Genomic DNA, 14,092 nt, shown 5'->3' on the forward strand with positions numbered 1-14,092 from the left:
TTTTATTGATTTATTAGAGATAAGTTTTCTTTACTTATGAAACGCTGTTTTCTCATCTGCTGGTCAGGGATTGTCTGGCTGATGGTATTGACAGGCTCAGTGAGAGCCCAGGATGTTAAGCGTGATTTTGTGATCCTTTCTTCAGGACAGCAAGTCTACGGTCAGGTTGTTAGGGATTTTGATTACAGCCAGTATGTTACCATTAATTTCATCAATACTTCAGGCGAGAAATTTATTTTTCAGCCTGAGGATATTCAAGGATTTGGTCTGGATAATGGGAGGATTTTTTTCAGCAAGGTTTTGCCGGGAAACCAGGAGAAGGTCTTTGTTCAACAATTGTTAACTGGATCCCTAAGTCTTTTAAGCTATAAAGGGGCTTTCTATATCGAAGGGGAAAGGGAAATTACGGAATTGGTTGCAGGATACGAAAACATGGAATACGATAGCCGCACGCTTAAGACTTATAAGAAACCGTTCATTGGTATGCTGAATATCCTTATGGCGGGTACCTGCGGCACGCAACTTTCCAATGCAATCAATCGGACCAACTACTCAGATCAGGATTTTATTGAAATTTTGTCCAAATACCATGTTTGTGAAGGATTGGATTTCAAAGTACATGTAGCACAAATAAAGCGGGTAAGGCTATCTCCTTATTTTGGTGCAGGCTTTACATTGATCCAGACTTCCGTAAATAGCAGGACTCCGGGGAGAAAAGACGTTTTGGAAAAAACAGGGATGCCTTTTTTACTTACAGGAGTAAAAGTCTACCAGTTCAGAAATCTGCCCAAAATCGGTTTTGATCTAGGCTTAGGGATGGCTTTTTCCAACAACAGAATAGATTCGGAATACATCAACCCTGAAGTGAGGTTTACAGGTACAGAAGAATTTAAATTTACATCTGTTTATGTTCCTGTATTTTTCAATTATTCTCTCATCAAACGTGGAGGAATGGAGTCCTATTTTGGTTTGGGGGGATTTTTTAGATTCAACAATACTTCCCCATCCTATGCCATAAGAGACTTGACCACCAATTTTAATGCTGCTACGGTCTTGGAAGAGGGTTCATTTTTAACTTGGAAAAAGACAATGGTGAACCCTGCTGTTAAGTTGGGCACCCATATCAATGCGGATAAGCCTTTAGGCTTTTTGGTCGAATTGCAGATGGAGTATGCCCCCGCTGCATTCAGTGCTGAATTGGGCTTGAACAAAGCCACTTACAATCAGCTGATGGGTTCTTTATTGTTTGCTATTCGATATTAACAGTCACTAAGATGAAAATTCAAGTTAAATTAGCACTAGCTGGTCTACTCATAGTTCTTTTTGCTTGCGATGCAGAAACCTTGGAGCCTAGGAAAAACCCCAGGTTCAGTATTGCCTTTATCCAAAATCTTGATGCCTCAGGGGCACAGTTTTCAGCCAATATTTTTGAATTTGGAAATGAGGAAATCCTGGAATACGGATTTGTGTATGGGAAATCTACTCTACCTAGAATAGATAATGCTGAAATTGTAAGGAGAGAAGGAAAGCCATCAGCTCAATTTGAAATCAAAGCGACACATTCCATGGCTTTTGGTGAAAGGTATCATGTTGCCGCTTTTATGAGAACTGCATCTGGTTATGTTTACTCCGCACCGGTTGAATTTGAAAGTAAAGGTTCTGAGGGTTTTATTTTTCAAAGAATTGAAATTCCAGATCTTTTGTATTTCCGGGATACCATTACTGTTTTTGCCAGTAATCTGAGTAGATCCATTGCCAACTATTCAGTTTCAGTGGAAAGCGAAAGAGCCACAGTGGTAGAGCTTGGTGAAAACTATTTTAAATTCTTACTTCCTGATGGGATTTCATTTGACGAGCGGATAGTCACCGACAAGACTTTTCTTTTTTACTTTTTGATAGCGGATAAATTTTTGCAGGTAGAAGCACCTTTTAATTTCAGAAAACCGGAATTTAGGATTATTCCCGATCAGAAAATCAATTATAATCAACCGGCCTTCATTGAAGGGGATTTCATGGAATCTGCTGGTTTTTTTGAAGTGTATTATGTAGATAACCAGCAAAGAATGGCCCAGCTGAATGGAAACTTCAATTCAAAAATAAGATTGGGTTTTAATCCTTCTACTGTATTCTTTCAAAATAAACCGAGAATTGAAGTGGTTATAAGGGGGGAATCTTACTTTATAGATAATTCATTTGAGCTGAACCCAACCGAGTTTGTTCATGGGCAGGAATTTTCAGTCACGGCTTCTGATTTTATTGTGGCAAAAGTCACCAATAAAAATATCCATAATTTGGGATTCAATTCTATCATTACAGCAGACTTTCAAAGTCCTTTACAGTTGACAGGAGAAGAAATGCTTGCTGATGATGAGCTTGGATTTGTTTTAAATTTGACCGATGGTATTCAACGAAAAAACCGTTTTTATCTTAATAATTTTGGTATGCTTTCGGAAAATTTTATTGAAGTTGAACTCACCAACCCAATTCTTCCCCATACTAGAGTTTCAAGCAGATTTACGAATGCGGTTTTAGAAAATGGATCCAGAGCTGTTTCCTTTGGAAACAGGGGGTATTTTTTTGCAGGAAATGAAGTATTTAAATTTACTCCTGATACACGGGGATTTTCCTTTGTTACCCAAAGTCAGGCAAATAATGTATTTAGTCTTAGCAATCAGTTTGCCTTACTCTCTCCAAATGGGAAAATTTATATGGGTGCGGATAACTTGGTAAGAGACGGGGGAGTAGTTGATTTTTTTGAATTTGACCCTGTGACTGAAAGGATAACCAAACTCCCAAATATACCTACTAGAGCGACTTCGCCTTTAGCTGTCTATGCTACCTCTCAGTTCCTTTATTATGATGGAGGTGTAGTGTTTGTCGAAGGTGTAGGAGGCACTCCATCCAATGAGAGATGGCGCTATGAATTTTCCTCCCAAACTTGGATAAATTTAAACGATGAGAACTTTGAAATGGGAGATGCAATGAGGAAATCCATTACCTATACCCATCAAGGTAAATTGTTCAAGCTCGGAATTGAAGCGGGAAGTTTATCGAATACTGTGCTATTTGAGTTCAACCAAAACACTCAAAATTGGGTTAAAATTACCGGTCTTAATTTACCTGGAATTCCCGTTTCCAATGAGTTGTTCGTGATTGGAAATGAAGCATTTGCATTTTACCGCTCAGGGATTTATAGCTTTAATCTTTTGAATTATGAGGTTACAGCTTATTCTTCCGGTCAGTTTGATAATGTTTTGCTTTCTGTAGGGGTTGGAGGCCGAATATACTATTATAATTGGGGGGAATTTATTAATGAGATTGATCCTGCATTTTTTTAAGGATAGGTCTATGGCAATTTTGCACCCACAATATGTAAAAAGCTGTCTCTTTGGATTGATTTTATGTACCCATAGTTTTTTGGTTTCCACTTGGTTCTCTTGGGCTTTTCTGTCCATTGAGAAAATTTACAAATATGTTCCAAGGGAAACAGTTAAAAAAACTGGTCCGGTATATTTCAAGTATTGAATGCTTACCTGCCAATTTGTACATTTTCAAACATTGGCATAAGCATTGATTTTATTAGGAGAACCTTCTTAAATTGAGGGTTCTTTTATATTTTGATACAAACATGACAATACGACTGTCATTATGTCCTTTATGAATAGATACCAAAACCAATTATTCCAATCATTGATGACGGGAGATTACGCCGCTGAAGGAGACTTGATCCAATTGATCACTGACGATGAAGAGGAGGGGCTTTCCCAAAGTGAAAATTATTCCGAAGAAATACCTATTCTTTCTGTCCGCAATACAGTTTTATTTCCAGGAGTGGTCATTCCAATTACCGTAGGAAGGCAAAGGTCCATCAAGCTGGTAAAGAAAGCGCAAAAAGGAGACAAGCTCATCGGGGTTTGTGCCCAGGTCAATCCCCAAAATGACGACCCATCTTGGGAAGATATTTACCATGTGGGTACCTTGGCAAAAATCATCAAAATGATAGTCCTTCCAGACGGGAATACCACGATTATTATTCAAGGGAAAAAACGTTTTCAAATAACTGAAACTGTTTCAGAAGACCCTTATTTCATGGCAAAAGTGGCCTATTTGGAGGAGAATTTTCCTAAAAATTCGAAAAAAATCCAGGCTTTAGAAGAATCATTGAAAGATGCTGCAGTCAAAATTTTAGACCTTAATCCGGAGATCCCCAGAGAGGCCCAAGTTGCTTTAGATAATATTGACAATACCCCATTTCTTACCCATTTTCTCTCCTCTAACATCAATGCACCGGTAGAGGCCAAACAAAAATTATTGGAAATTAATGATGGAGTGGAAAGGGCGACCTTGCTTTTGGAGTTTATGATGAAGGATATTCAAATGCTTGAACTCAAAAGTGAAATCCAGAAAAAGGTGCATACCGATATTGATCAGCAGCAGCGAGATTACTTCCTCAGACAGCAGATGAAAGTTCTTCAGACCGAATTGGGTGAAGAAGGGCCTGAAAAAGAAGTTGAAGAATTAAGGATTAAAGGAGCGAAGAAAAAATGGCCCGAAGCCGTTGCCAAACATTTTCAAAAGGAATTGGATAAAATTCTGCGGATCAACCCCTCTGCAGCAGAATATCCCATCGCACTCAATTATGCCGAGACTTTGGTGGAATTGCCCTGGAATGAATTCACAAAGGATAATTTTGACCTGAAAAGGGCAAAAGATGTCCTTGATAAGGACCACCATGGATTGGTCAAAGTAAAGGAAAGAATCATCGAATACCTTGCTGTATTGAAATTGAAAAACGACCTTAAAGGTCCCATCCTTTGCTTATACGGACCTCCGGGAGTTGGAAAAACCTCACTGGGTAAATCTGTTGCCACTGCATTGGGAAGGAAGTACATCAGGATGTCGCTTGGTGGGGTGCACGACGAGGCAGAAATACGTGGACACAGAAAGACTTATGTGGGCGCTATGCCCGGTAAGATCATTCAAAACATGAAAAAGGTGAAAACCTCTAATCCTGTTTATGTTCTGGATGAGATAGATAAATTGAGTTCGGATTTTAGAGGAGATCCTTCTTCAGCATTTCTGGAGGTATTGGACCCTGAGCAAAACAGTACCTTTGTGGATAACTACCTGGAGGTAGAATATGACCTGTCTAAGGTGTTGTTTATTGCGACGGCCAATTCTTTGGATACCATACAGCCCGCTCTGCGTGATAGGATGGAAATCATTGAAGTGACAGGCTATACCATGGAGGAAAAAGTGGAAATAGCCAAAAAACACCTTATTCCTAAACAGAGAAAAGAACATGGTGTTAAAGGAACTCAAGTGAGTTTTGATAAAGCAGCCATTGTTAAAATCATAGAAGACTATACCCGGGAATCAGGAGTCAGAAGTCTGGAGCGGGCGATTGGTAAAGTAATCAGAAATGTAGCCAAATCCATTGCGATGGAAGAAGCATATGAGAAAAAAATCACTACCAAAGTTGTAAGAAAAATACTTGGAGGGGAGATTTTCGATAAAGAGATTTACCAGGACAATAGTATCGCGGGAGTGGTTACAGGCCTTGCCTGGACTTCTGTTGGTGGCGAAATTCTTTTTGTAGAAGCTTCTTTGAGCAAGGGGAAAGGAAAACTTACCCTTTCCGGTCAATTGGGAGATATAATGAAGGAATCTGCCGTTACAGCACTCTCTTACTTGAAATCCAAAGCCGAAAAGTTGGGAATAGATTACCGCATATTTGACCATTATGACCTTCATGTCCATGTGCCTGCAGGAGCGGTTCCAAAGGACGGCCCATCAGCTGGCATTACTATGTTAACGGCCATGGCTTCCATATTTACACAAAGAAAAGTCAGAACCAAAGTAGCCATGACTGGGGAAATAACCCTAAGAGGTAAAGTTATGCCGGTAGGAGGGATCAAAGAAAAAATCCTCGCCGCTAAGCGGGCAGGGATAAAGGATATTATTCTTTGTGAGAAAAATAAAAGGGATATAGAGGAAGTCGATCAGGAATACATCAAGGGTGTTAATTTTCACTTTGTAGATAAAGTTGAGGAAGTTTTGGAAATAGCCCTGCTGAAAGCTAAAGTTGATGATCCCATGAACTTTACTTTTCCTAAAGAGGCCCACAAGGGAATGGATAACTAAATCGTTTGGATTTTATCCAGTTAATCTAATTAATCAAACTTTGGATTTTGACATAACCTTAGTCCATTGGCTCAGTTAATAAAATACGGCATTCTTTACTCCTGAATGCTACACTCAATTAAGAAAATAATGAGAAACGATATTCAACATTTGACACCAAGGCAGATTGTAGCTGAACTGGATAAATATATTATCGGTCAGCATGATGCCAAAAGAAATGTAGCAATTGCACTCCGTAATCGTATCCGTAGGATGAATGTTAAAAGCGATATTCAAAAGGATATCGTGCCTAATAATATCCTGATGATTGGTTCGACAGGGGTAGGGAAAACCGAAATAGCAAGAAGGTTGGCAAAGATAGCGAATGCACCATTTACCAAAGTGGAGGCCTCTAAATTTACTGAAGTGGGGTATGTTGGCCGTGATGTGGAAAGTATGGTCAGAGACTTGGTAGAACAAGCCGTCCATCTGGTAAGGGATCAAAAAAATGAAGCGGTCAAAGAAAAGGCTTCGGAATCTGTCGAAGAAATTATCCTTGACATTTTAATCCCACCGGTGAAATCTGCTGGGTTTGTAAGACAGGGCACTTCTATTTCTACTGATTTTAATCCCGATCAGGCTTCTGAAGAAGAGTTGAATGAGCGAACTAGAGATCGGTTTAGAGAAAAGCTGAAGAATGGGGAACTGGAAGAAAGGAAGATTGAGATCAACGTCAAGCAAAGTCCGCCTGTGGGGGTAGGTATGATAGGGAATGGGATGATGGATGATGCCAGTATGGCAGGTATTCAGGATATGATTTCCGGTATGATGCCCAAGCGTACCAAGAAAAGGAAAGTAAGTATTGCCGAAGCCAGAAAAATTTTGATGGAAGAGGAAACCAGCAAGCTGATTGATTTTGATGAGGTCAAAGAAGAAGCTATCAGACTAGCAGAAAATAATGGCATTATCTTTATTGATGAGATTGATAAAATTGCATCTAAAAGTGGCAAAGGAAGTGGTGGCCCTGATGTAAGTCGTGAAGGAGTCCAAAGGGATTTGCTTCCGATTGTGGAAGGCAGTAGTGTCAATACCAAATATGGGATTATCAACACCGACCATGTACTGTTTATTGCTGCGGGTGCCTTTCATGTCAGCAAACCATCTGATCTAATCCCTGAACTTCAGGGACGCTTTCCAATAAGGGTGGAACTCAGTTCATTGACCGAAGATGATTTTTATAGGATATTGAAGGAACCCAAAAATGCGTTGACAAAGCAATATCAGGCATTGTTTGAAGCGGAAGAAGTGTATTTAGATTTCAATGATGAGGCCATCAGGGAAATAGCAAGATTGGCTTTCAAAATCAATGAGGAAGTGGAAAATATTGGTGCGAGGAGATTACACACGGTGGTCAGTCATTTGTTAAATGACTTTCTTTTTGATGTTCCTGATACTATTGAAGCCAATTCCAAAATCATGATTACCAAGGAAATGGTAGCTGAGCGATTGAGCAGTTTGGTGCAAAATAGGGATCTGTCGCAGTATATATTGTAGAAGCGAGAGATAAGAGACAAGAGGCAAGAAACAAATATTTAAGGAAGTTGGGAGGAGAAACCGCCTGACCATCGGGCAGGTTTCGGGAATTACAACAATGATGATAAAAATTCCCCTTGTGCTTGCATAGAAGTGCTAGCACAAGGAATTTTTATTTCATTGGGGAAAAGGGCAAGGGTGTAAGATATTCTGACTCGACTTTCTGTACAATTGGTCCGGTTTCTTCGGATTTGTCCCTTACCATCACCCATACAGGGTCTTCGCGGAACTTGTCAAAAGATTTTTTGGCTGCTTTCTCATTTTTATGGGCAAGCAAATATACCAATCTGGGTTGCCCCCCATCTTTTTCCACGGTATACCAATACATCACATTTGTCATCCCCTGCTTCTGGAAAAGTTCTCTGGTGTAGTCTCTGAATCGCGCATTGATGGCATCCACCCTCCCAGGATGCATGTAATAAGTTCGTAGTTCAAATATTCTCTTCCCTTCATTTTGCCAACGGATGATCTCAGGGTTTAATTCTTGGGCAATTTCCATAAAAACCTGATTGACATTGGCTACTAAGGGGCCATTGGCCTCAGAGGCTTTATAGGCAGCCTGCCATTCTGGATCGTTGATAAACTTATTCCACAATAGGTCTCTGGAGGCTTGGTCTGGATAGGCCAAGATGAAGGTTAATGTGTTATTTTTTTGGTCTGTTGGAATAAAGTAGGCTACGTTTTCAATTCCATTTTTCTCAAATAATTTCAAGGTATGGTCCTGAAAGCGCTTAATCAGTTCATTCCGCTTTTCTTCGTGAGCAGTATAGGTTCTCATCTCGTAATATCGCGTATCCTGAGCTGAGGCAACTTGCCAGATAATAAGGTAAGTTAAGAAGGAGAAGAGTAGGTTTTTCATAGATTTTAGGTTTTGTTAATGGATGCTTTTTTTCTCCACCCGACAAATGCAGAAACTGACATGACAATAGCTACAATCAATAAGCCAAAAGTTTCCCTTGCTTCTTCAGATTCTTGGGTTTTCATACTTAGGTCTTTATGCTCAAGTTCAAATCCTATCCAGTCCCATACAGAATCAGGGAAAAAATAAACAGCTCCAATGATACAGGCAATTATGCCAATACTTAGTGGGATAAGTGGGTGTTTTCCCTTGAAAGCCAATGCAGAAAATAAAGCCGCTGCAACATAAACAGATACCCATATTTCCGGGTCAGGATCATTGAGTTGCCAATAGGCAAATAAAAGGAAGGCAAGAAACCAAAAGGCAAAGAAATATTTTGTAAAGGTTTTCATAGCTTAGGAGTTAATGCTATGAAAGTATGAAATTCTTGAAGGACTGGCAAGCTTTGTTTGTTTATGGGTTTGTAAATGAAAATGAAATCCTTAAGAAATTTTAACTTTGTGCAATAGGAAATCAGGGCTTTTGATAAAGATTATAATGGGAGAAGAAATCATCATAAATCCAACTATAGAAGTAGAAGAGGATTTGGTGCAAAAAGCCAAAGAACATGTCAATATTGAAAGGCAGGTGATTGTCCATGTTGTGTTGAGGACCAATATTGCATGGTGGCAATTGCGCATTTGGCCCAGTACTTTTTTGATTCCCAAAGAAGGTGGAGGTAAATCCAAATTACTAAATGCGGATAAAATCCCTTTTTACCCTCAATGGCTGCATATTTTTGGATCAAGCCATCGCTTTACATTGATTTTTGAAGCCTTGCCACAAGACTGCTCCGTTTTTGACCTGATCGAAGAGATTCCTCAACAAGGCGGCTTTGAAGCCAAAGGAATCCAAAGGAATCAAAGTGATGTTTACCATGTAGAGATAAGAGACTGAATGTTTAAGTCTTTTAGGGTGCTTTATTTTTATAGGATAACAGAAATTACTTGATTTAAATGAAAATGCCTTGCTTTTTTCAGACTAATGAGTAAATTTGGTTTATAAAATAAACTACTTTATAAATATGAAAAAGATACATTTGACAATCATTTTATTTCTGGCCTACGGCATGGTTTCAGCACAGGAATCCAGTAAGGAGGCGATTGGAAAGCTCAGCTTTTTAGTGGGTAATTGGGAAGGGGAAGCCAAGGCAGCAACTGGTCCTGGTGAAATCCAACTTATCAATCAGCATGAAAGTGTTGCTGTTAAATTGGGAGGCCGCATGCTGATGATAGAAGGTAAGGGGTACCAGAATGGGGATCTGGTTTTTAATGCCATTGGATTGGTTACATTTGATGAAGGTAACCAAAAATATGAAATGCAAAGTTGGCTGGCTACAGGTGAGACGACTAAGGCTTACTTTGAAGAGAGGGGAGACAAAAAATTCGAATGGGGTTTTCCCTTACCAAATGGGCAGGTTCGGTATTTAATAAGTCTCGACGAGGAGGGGAGATGGAAGGAAAAAGGAGAATTTTCTCCTGATGGGAATACTTGGTATCCAAGTTTTGAAATGCTATTAACCAAAAAAGCAGACTAATGAAAGCGGAAAAGCATTGGGATGAATCAGAAAGCATCCAATTGATCAGATCAATGATCGAAGCCTCGAAATACCAGGTGGCTGATGAGAAATTCCTTTATTTACTTTGGGGCTATGGCGTGGTGGTTGCTGGATTAAGCCACTATTACCTTCAATTTTTAACAGGATATGAATACCCGTATTTAGTTTGGCTATTGATGCCTATTTTAGGGGTTATTCATTTTTTTTACCTCAATAAAAAAACACAGTCAGTCCAATCAAACACTTGGATTTATAGGGTTTTATCGGGCATTTGGGTAGGAATGCTCTTTGCTATTTTAGCAGTAGTAGCCGGAGGATTTGGTATAGGTTGGGGAAAAGTTTACCCAGTATTTATGCTTTTGTATGGTACGTCGGCCTTTGCTACAGGTACTGCCCTGGAATTTAAATGGCTGATGTTAGGTGGTTTGTTAAGTATAATTTTAGGTGCAATTGCTTTCTTTTTTGTATTTCAATTTCAATTGCTTTTACTTGTATTGGCTGTATTGGTGAGTTTTGTTTTGCCAGCCCATATGATGAGAAAAAATTAATGGAGTTTAATGAATTAGATCCTCTTTTGCATAATCAATTAAGGTTAGCAGTCATGTCTATTCTGTTGGCAAAAGGGGAAGCTGAATTTAATTTTATAAAAGAAAAATCAGGAGCAACAGCAGGAAATTTGAGTGCTCAAATTTCGAAGCTGAAGAATGCCGGCTACCTTGAAGTGAATAAAAGTTTTAAGAATAATTATCCTTTAACCACATGCAAAATTACTGATCAAGGGATTTTGGCTTTCGAGAGATATGTTGATGCTTTACAGAGCTACATTAAAAAGGATAATTGAGATAAAAAATACAAAAAAAGTCTTTAGTTTAAGGGAGTTTGAATACTTCTGTCAACGCTTTGCTGACAGGGGAATCATCAGGATTTGTTTCCATGATATCGGCCATATATTTCCACCATTTTTGCACAATAGGGTGTTTTCCCAATTCTTGGGAATTTTGTTCGCCATCCACTTTTTGAAAGGCGAATAGGGTGTGTGTTTCCAAGTCCAGAAAAATATGGTACTCTAAGATCGCTGAATCTAAAAGCAGTTGTTTGAGTTCTGGCCAGATGGAATCATGGCGTCTTTGGTACTCTTCCTCCATTCCAGGAAGGATTTTCATTTTAAAGGCGAAAGTTTTTATGGGCATTATGGGTTTCTTTTATTCCAGTTTTTGTGCTCCTCGGGGATTTCAGAGGCAGGTTCGGTCTGAAGTCCTAGTTGCTCAAATAGCTCCTTAAAGAATTCATATTTATCGTCGGGAATCCTTACAGTTACTTCTCTCATCTCGATAGTCTTTTTTAAACAATATACGGATAATTGGGGAATAGGAAGGAATGTTTAGAAGGATTGATTTCTTGTTAGCCTGTTTTTGTTCTTATGAAAAAGAGGTTAACTGATAATAAGAAACAGTCTCTCCTTCTTACTCCGATCCTGACAGCTTTACGGGAGAGTAGTCTCCCAAGGCAATGAAGAAAGTATTACAGGATTTCTCCTTAAGGTCGAAATGAACAAGGGGAATTCAATGCCAATAACAGACCAGCAAAACAAGGAAGGTGTCAATTTATACAACTTTCAAGCGAAGCAAGTAAACGCTTTAATCCAACCCCTTAATGACAATCCTTAATTCCTTAACTGCTTAATGTTTCAAATTTCCCCGAAATCCGTCTTTCGCCCTCTCACTTTATCTAGCCTTCTACCTAAAGTTAGGTAAGCTCAATTCTTGCCTCTTGTCTCTACTTCAACACCACCCTCAAACTCTTCGCCCCATGAGCTCCGATCACCAAAGATTGCTCAATGTCTGCAGTTTTGGATGGTCCGGCAATAAAAAGTCCAAAACCTGAATGCTGGGCTCCAATTCTTTGATAAGCTTCATGCATGTTGGAAACCAAGGCTTTTTCCTCTAATACAATCACCAAATGCTCGGTGATAAAGGGTAAAGCCCTTAAGCCCAAGTTTTCATCGGTCAACCAGATTGCCCCGTTTTCTGCTACCCCAAATTCACCTTGAATGATGGCTACTTCCAACTCATTTAATTCATGGGCGTCAGAAGGTAAAGGCTGAGTCGAAAGGCTCTCCATTCCCTTAGCCAGGTTGAGAATCTTTTCAAAACGGTTGATGGCTATAAAATCCTTCAATTCGGACTCAGTGATTACTTCCCCCTTATTGGCCTGAATGGATAGTATAAAGGCTGCTTTATGATCCATAGGAAATCCAAATGAAGGTATTTCAGGAAGCGGGCTATCCTCCCTAGGAATAGCCTTGATTTTAGCCAAAATGTTTTCTCTGCTGCTCATTACCTGTTCTTTTTGTACCAATCTTTGAAAGTTTCTTTTGGCGATTCAGGCAGGTCTCTTTGCTTACCCCAGGTGTTCAGGCCTGAATAAGTAATGCTGTCAGGTAGGATTTTCAAGGCGCCCCGCATCATGGAACCTGTCACTTTATAAGCAAAAGGAACTGCAAAAATCCCATTGGCGATTTTCATGGAAATGCTTTTCGCATTGGTCCCTTGGGCTTTGGTGATTTCCTGCCTCCATTCGTAGAGTTGCTCATGGATATTGATCTTTACCGGACAAACATCCGTGCAGGAACCACAAAGGGTAGAGGCAAAAGGAAGAGTGCTGTATTTTTTCACATCCAAGCCTGGTGACAGGATAGAGCCGATGGGTCCGGGAACTACCGAGCCATAACTGTAGCCACCACTTCTTCTATAAATGGGACAGGTGTTCATGCAGGCGCCGCAACGGATGCATTTCAAAGAGTTTTTGAATTTCTCCCTTGCTAATTGATCCGTACGGCCATTATCTACCAAAACAATATGGATCTCCTTACCCTGAGCCGGGGAGCGGAAATGTGAATTGTAATTGGTAATGGGTTGCCCGGTAGCAGAGCGGGCCAACAACCTGAGGAATACCCCCAAATCCTTTCTTCTGGGAATGATTTTCTCAATGCCCATACAGGCGATGTGTACATCGGCCAAATGCACGCCCATATCGGCATTGCCTTCATTGGTACAGACCACAAATTCACCTGTTTCTGCCACTCCAAAATTTACGCCGGTTATGGCTACTTTGGCGCCCAAAAACTTTTCCCTCAAATGCAAACGGGCTGCATGGGTGAGGTAAGCCGGATCTTCATTCCCTTTTTCGGTATGCAGTTTTTCATGGAAAAGCTCAGAGATATCCCTTTTCTTCAAATGGATGGCAGGCAGCACGATATGGCTGGGCGGTTGATTTAAGAACTGCACAATCCGCTCTCCCAAATCCGTATCCACCACTTCCACTCCGTTATTTTCCAAGAAGGGGTTAAGATGACATTCCTCGGTGAGGATGGATTTGCTTTTGACGATGGCTTTGCAATGGTGTTTTTGAAGGATGCTCAGTACAATCTGGTTGTGCTCTTCTGCATCCTTGGCCCAATGCACCTGTATGCCATTGGCTCTAGCCTTTTCTTCAAATTGGATAAGGTATTGGTCCAGATTGGCCAGTACATTGTCTTTGATCTGGGAAGCCAATTCCCTTAATTGTTCCCATTCAGGGATGGTCTTGCTGATAGTGTCACGCTTGTCCCGTACAAACCACAGGGTTTCGTCATGCCATTTGGCTTTGGCAGCGTCCTGTAAAAATTCCGATGCTTTGGTTGGATGGCTCATGAGATGGCTTGGTTTAGGATTTCTGCGATATGCATAAATTTCAATGGCTGCTTATTCCTCTTGGCAATTCCCTCCAAATGCATGATACAGGACATATCTCCCCCGCTGAGGATTTCCACACCCTGAGCTAAATGATCCTGCAAGCGGTCTTTGCCCATCTGAACCGACAAGGCTTCTTCTGTAACAGCGAAGGTTCCACCGAATCCGCAGCATTCATCTTTTCGGTTC

At 40.2% G+C, this 14,092-nt stretch carries 15 protein-coding genes; 8 read left to right on the top strand and 7 right to left on the bottom strand.

Features of this window, described 5'->3' with window-relative positions:
* The first annotated feature begins 36 nt into the window (after window positions 1-36).
* The 4 genes from QZT73_RS02180 to hslU all read left to right on the top strand — a co-directional run bounded on the left by QZT73_RS02180 (window position 37) and on the right by hslU (window position 7,677).
* Window positions 37-1,263, top strand: a complete 1,227-nt coding sequence (locus tag QZT73_RS02180; protein ID WP_291778749.1) for a hypothetical protein — start codon at window positions 37-39, stop codon at window positions 1,261-1,263.
* Window positions 1,264-1,274: 11 nt separating this feature from the next.
* On the top strand, window positions 1,275-3,338 hold the full coding sequence (locus tag QZT73_RS02185; protein WP_291786373.1) for a hypothetical protein: 2,064 nt from the start codon (window positions 1,275-1,277) through the stop codon (window positions 3,336-3,338).
* Between the two features lie 319 nt (window positions 3,339-3,657).
* On the top strand, window positions 3,658-6,144 hold the full coding sequence (gene lon / locus QZT73_RS02190) for an endopeptidase La (RefSeq protein ID WP_291786375.1): 2,487 nt from the start codon (window positions 3,658-3,660) through the stop codon (window positions 6,142-6,144).
* A 129-nt stretch (window positions 6,145-6,273) separates the two neighbouring features.
* Window positions 6,274-7,677, top strand: coding sequence for an ATP-dependent protease ATPase subunit HslU (hslU, locus tag QZT73_RS02195; protein WP_291778172.1), 1,404 nt, complete (start codon window positions 6,274-6,276; stop codon window positions 7,675-7,677).
* Between the two features lie 151 nt (window positions 7,678-7,828).
* On the opposite strand, the gene QZT73_RS02200 is transcribed toward hslU, so the two are convergent.
* Both QZT73_RS02200 and QZT73_RS02205 read right to left on the bottom strand, forming a co-directional pair.
* A complete protein-coding gene (locus tag QZT73_RS02200; RefSeq protein ID WP_291778173.1) occupies window positions 7,829-8,575 on the bottom strand; it encodes an NIPSNAP family protein in 747 nt (248 codons plus the stop codon).
* A 5-nt stretch (window positions 8,576-8,580) separates the two neighbouring features.
* Complete coding sequence (locus tag QZT73_RS02205; RefSeq protein ID WP_291778175.1) at window positions 8,581-8,967, bottom strand: transmembrane 220 family protein; 387 nt, start codon at window positions 8,965-8,967, stop codon at window positions 8,581-8,583.
* A gap of 130 nt (window positions 8,968-9,097) precedes the next feature.
* On the opposite strand from QZT73_RS02205, the gene QZT73_RS02210 reads away from it, so the two are divergent.
* From QZT73_RS02210 to QZT73_RS02225, 4 genes are all read left to right on the top strand, one after another.
* Window positions 9,098-9,511, top strand: coding sequence for a hypothetical protein (locus QZT73_RS02210; protein ID WP_291778178.1), 414 nt, complete (start codon window positions 9,098-9,100; stop codon window positions 9,509-9,511).
* A gap of 127 nt (window positions 9,512-9,638) precedes the next feature.
* On the top strand, window positions 9,639-10,151 hold the full coding sequence (locus tag QZT73_RS02215; protein WP_291778181.1) for a DUF1579 family protein: 513 nt from the start codon (window positions 9,639-9,641) through the stop codon (window positions 10,149-10,151).
* The gene (locus QZT73_RS02220) at window positions 10,151-10,720 is read left to right on the top strand and encodes a hypothetical protein (protein ID WP_291778183.1); all 570 of its coding nucleotides are present in this window, start codon (window positions 10,151-10,153) and stop codon (window positions 10,718-10,720) included. Before QZT73_RS02215 ends, QZT73_RS02220 begins: the two co-directional genes overlap by 1 nt.
* Window positions 10,720-11,013 carry a transcriptional regulator gene (locus QZT73_RS02225; RefSeq protein WP_291778186.1) on the top strand — a complete coding sequence of 98 codons (294 nt, stop codon included), beginning with the start codon at window positions 10,720-10,722 and terminating at the stop codon, window positions 11,011-11,013. The genes QZT73_RS02220 and QZT73_RS02225 overlap by 1 nt, the downstream gene beginning before the upstream one ends.
* 28 nt (window positions 11,014-11,041) lie before the next feature.
* Here QZT73_RS02225 and rhaM read toward each other — a convergent pair whose 3' ends face one another.
* From rhaM to QZT73_RS02250, 5 genes are all read right to left on the bottom strand, one after another.
* A complete protein-coding gene (gene rhaM, locus QZT73_RS02230; protein ID WP_363331082.1) occupies window positions 11,042-11,335 on the bottom strand; it encodes an L-rhamnose mutarotase in 294 nt (97 codons plus the stop codon).
* Window positions 11,336-11,361: 26 nt separating this feature from the next.
* A complete protein-coding gene (locus QZT73_RS02235; protein ID WP_291778192.1) occupies window positions 11,362-11,499 on the bottom strand; it encodes a hypothetical protein in 138 nt (45 codons plus the stop codon).
* Window positions 11,500-11,948: 449 nt separating this feature from the next.
* Window positions 11,949-12,509 carry an LUD domain-containing protein gene (locus QZT73_RS02240; RefSeq protein ID WP_291786377.1) on the bottom strand — a complete coding sequence of 187 codons (561 nt, stop codon included), beginning with the start codon at window positions 12,507-12,509 and terminating at the stop codon, window positions 11,949-11,951.
* Complete coding sequence (locus QZT73_RS02245) at window positions 12,509-13,864, bottom strand: lactate utilization protein B (protein ID WP_291786378.1); 1,356 nt, start codon at window positions 13,862-13,864, stop codon at window positions 12,509-12,511. The genes QZT73_RS02240 and QZT73_RS02245 overlap by 1 nt, the downstream gene beginning before the upstream one ends.
* The coding region (locus tag QZT73_RS02250; RefSeq protein ID WP_291786379.1) for a (Fe-S)-binding protein at window positions 13,861-14,092 on the bottom strand (232 nt) is incomplete at its 5' end. The genes QZT73_RS02250 and QZT73_RS02245, both read right to left, overlap by 4 nt.

It is taken from the genome of Cecembia sp., from assembly GCF_007126775.1.
Lineage (GTDB): Bacteria > Bacteroidota > Bacteroidia > Cytophagales > Cyclobacteriaceae > Cecembia.

Excerpts from the sequence above, each read along its gene's own strand:
- rhaM (WP_363331082.1), bottom strand. The coding sequence starts at position 11,335 with ATGAAAATCCTTCCTGGAATGGAGGAAGAGTACCAAAGACGCCATGAT.
- QZT73_RS02225 (WP_291778186.1), top strand. The coding sequence starts at position 10,720 with ATGGAGTTTAATGAATTAGATCCTCTTTTGCATAATCAATTAAGGTTA.
- QZT73_RS02185 (WP_291786373.1), top strand. The coding sequence starts at position 1,275 with ATGAAAATTCAAGTTAAATTAGCACTAGCTGGTCTACTCATAGTTCTT.
- QZT73_RS02240 (WP_291786377.1), bottom strand. The coding sequence starts at position 12,509 with ATGAGCAGCAGAGAAAACATTTTGGCTAAAATCAAGGCTATTCCTAGG.
- QZT73_RS02235 (WP_291778192.1), bottom strand. The coding sequence starts at position 11,499 with ATGAGAGAAGTAACTGTAAGGATTCCCGACGATAAATATGAATTCTTT.
- lon (WP_291786375.1), top strand. The coding sequence starts at position 3,658 with ATGAATAGATACCAAAACCAATTATTCCAATCATTGATGACGGGAGAT.
- QZT73_RS02215 (WP_291778181.1), top strand. The coding sequence starts at position 9,639 with ATGAAAAAGATACATTTGACAATCATTTTATTTCTGGCCTACGGCATG.
- QZT73_RS02245 (WP_291786378.1), bottom strand. The coding sequence starts at position 13,864 with ATGAGCCATCCAACCAAAGCATCGGAATTTTTACAGGACGCTGCCAAA.
- QZT73_RS02220 (WP_291778183.1), top strand. The coding sequence starts at position 10,151 with ATGAAAGCGGAAAAGCATTGGGATGAATCAGAAAGCATCCAATTGATC.
- hslU (WP_291778172.1), top strand. The coding sequence starts at position 6,274 with ATGAGAAACGATATTCAACATTTGACACCAAGGCAGATTGTAGCTGAA.
- QZT73_RS02205 (WP_291778175.1), bottom strand. The coding sequence starts at position 8,967 with ATGAAAACCTTTACAAAATATTTCTTTGCCTTTTGGTTTCTTGCCTTC.
- QZT73_RS02200 (WP_291778173.1), bottom strand. The coding sequence starts at position 8,575 with ATGAAAAACCTACTCTTCTCCTTCTTAACTTACCTTATTATCTGGCAA.
- QZT73_RS02180 (WP_291778749.1), top strand. The coding sequence starts at position 37 with ATGAAACGCTGTTTTCTCATCTGCTGGTCAGGGATTGTCTGGCTGATG.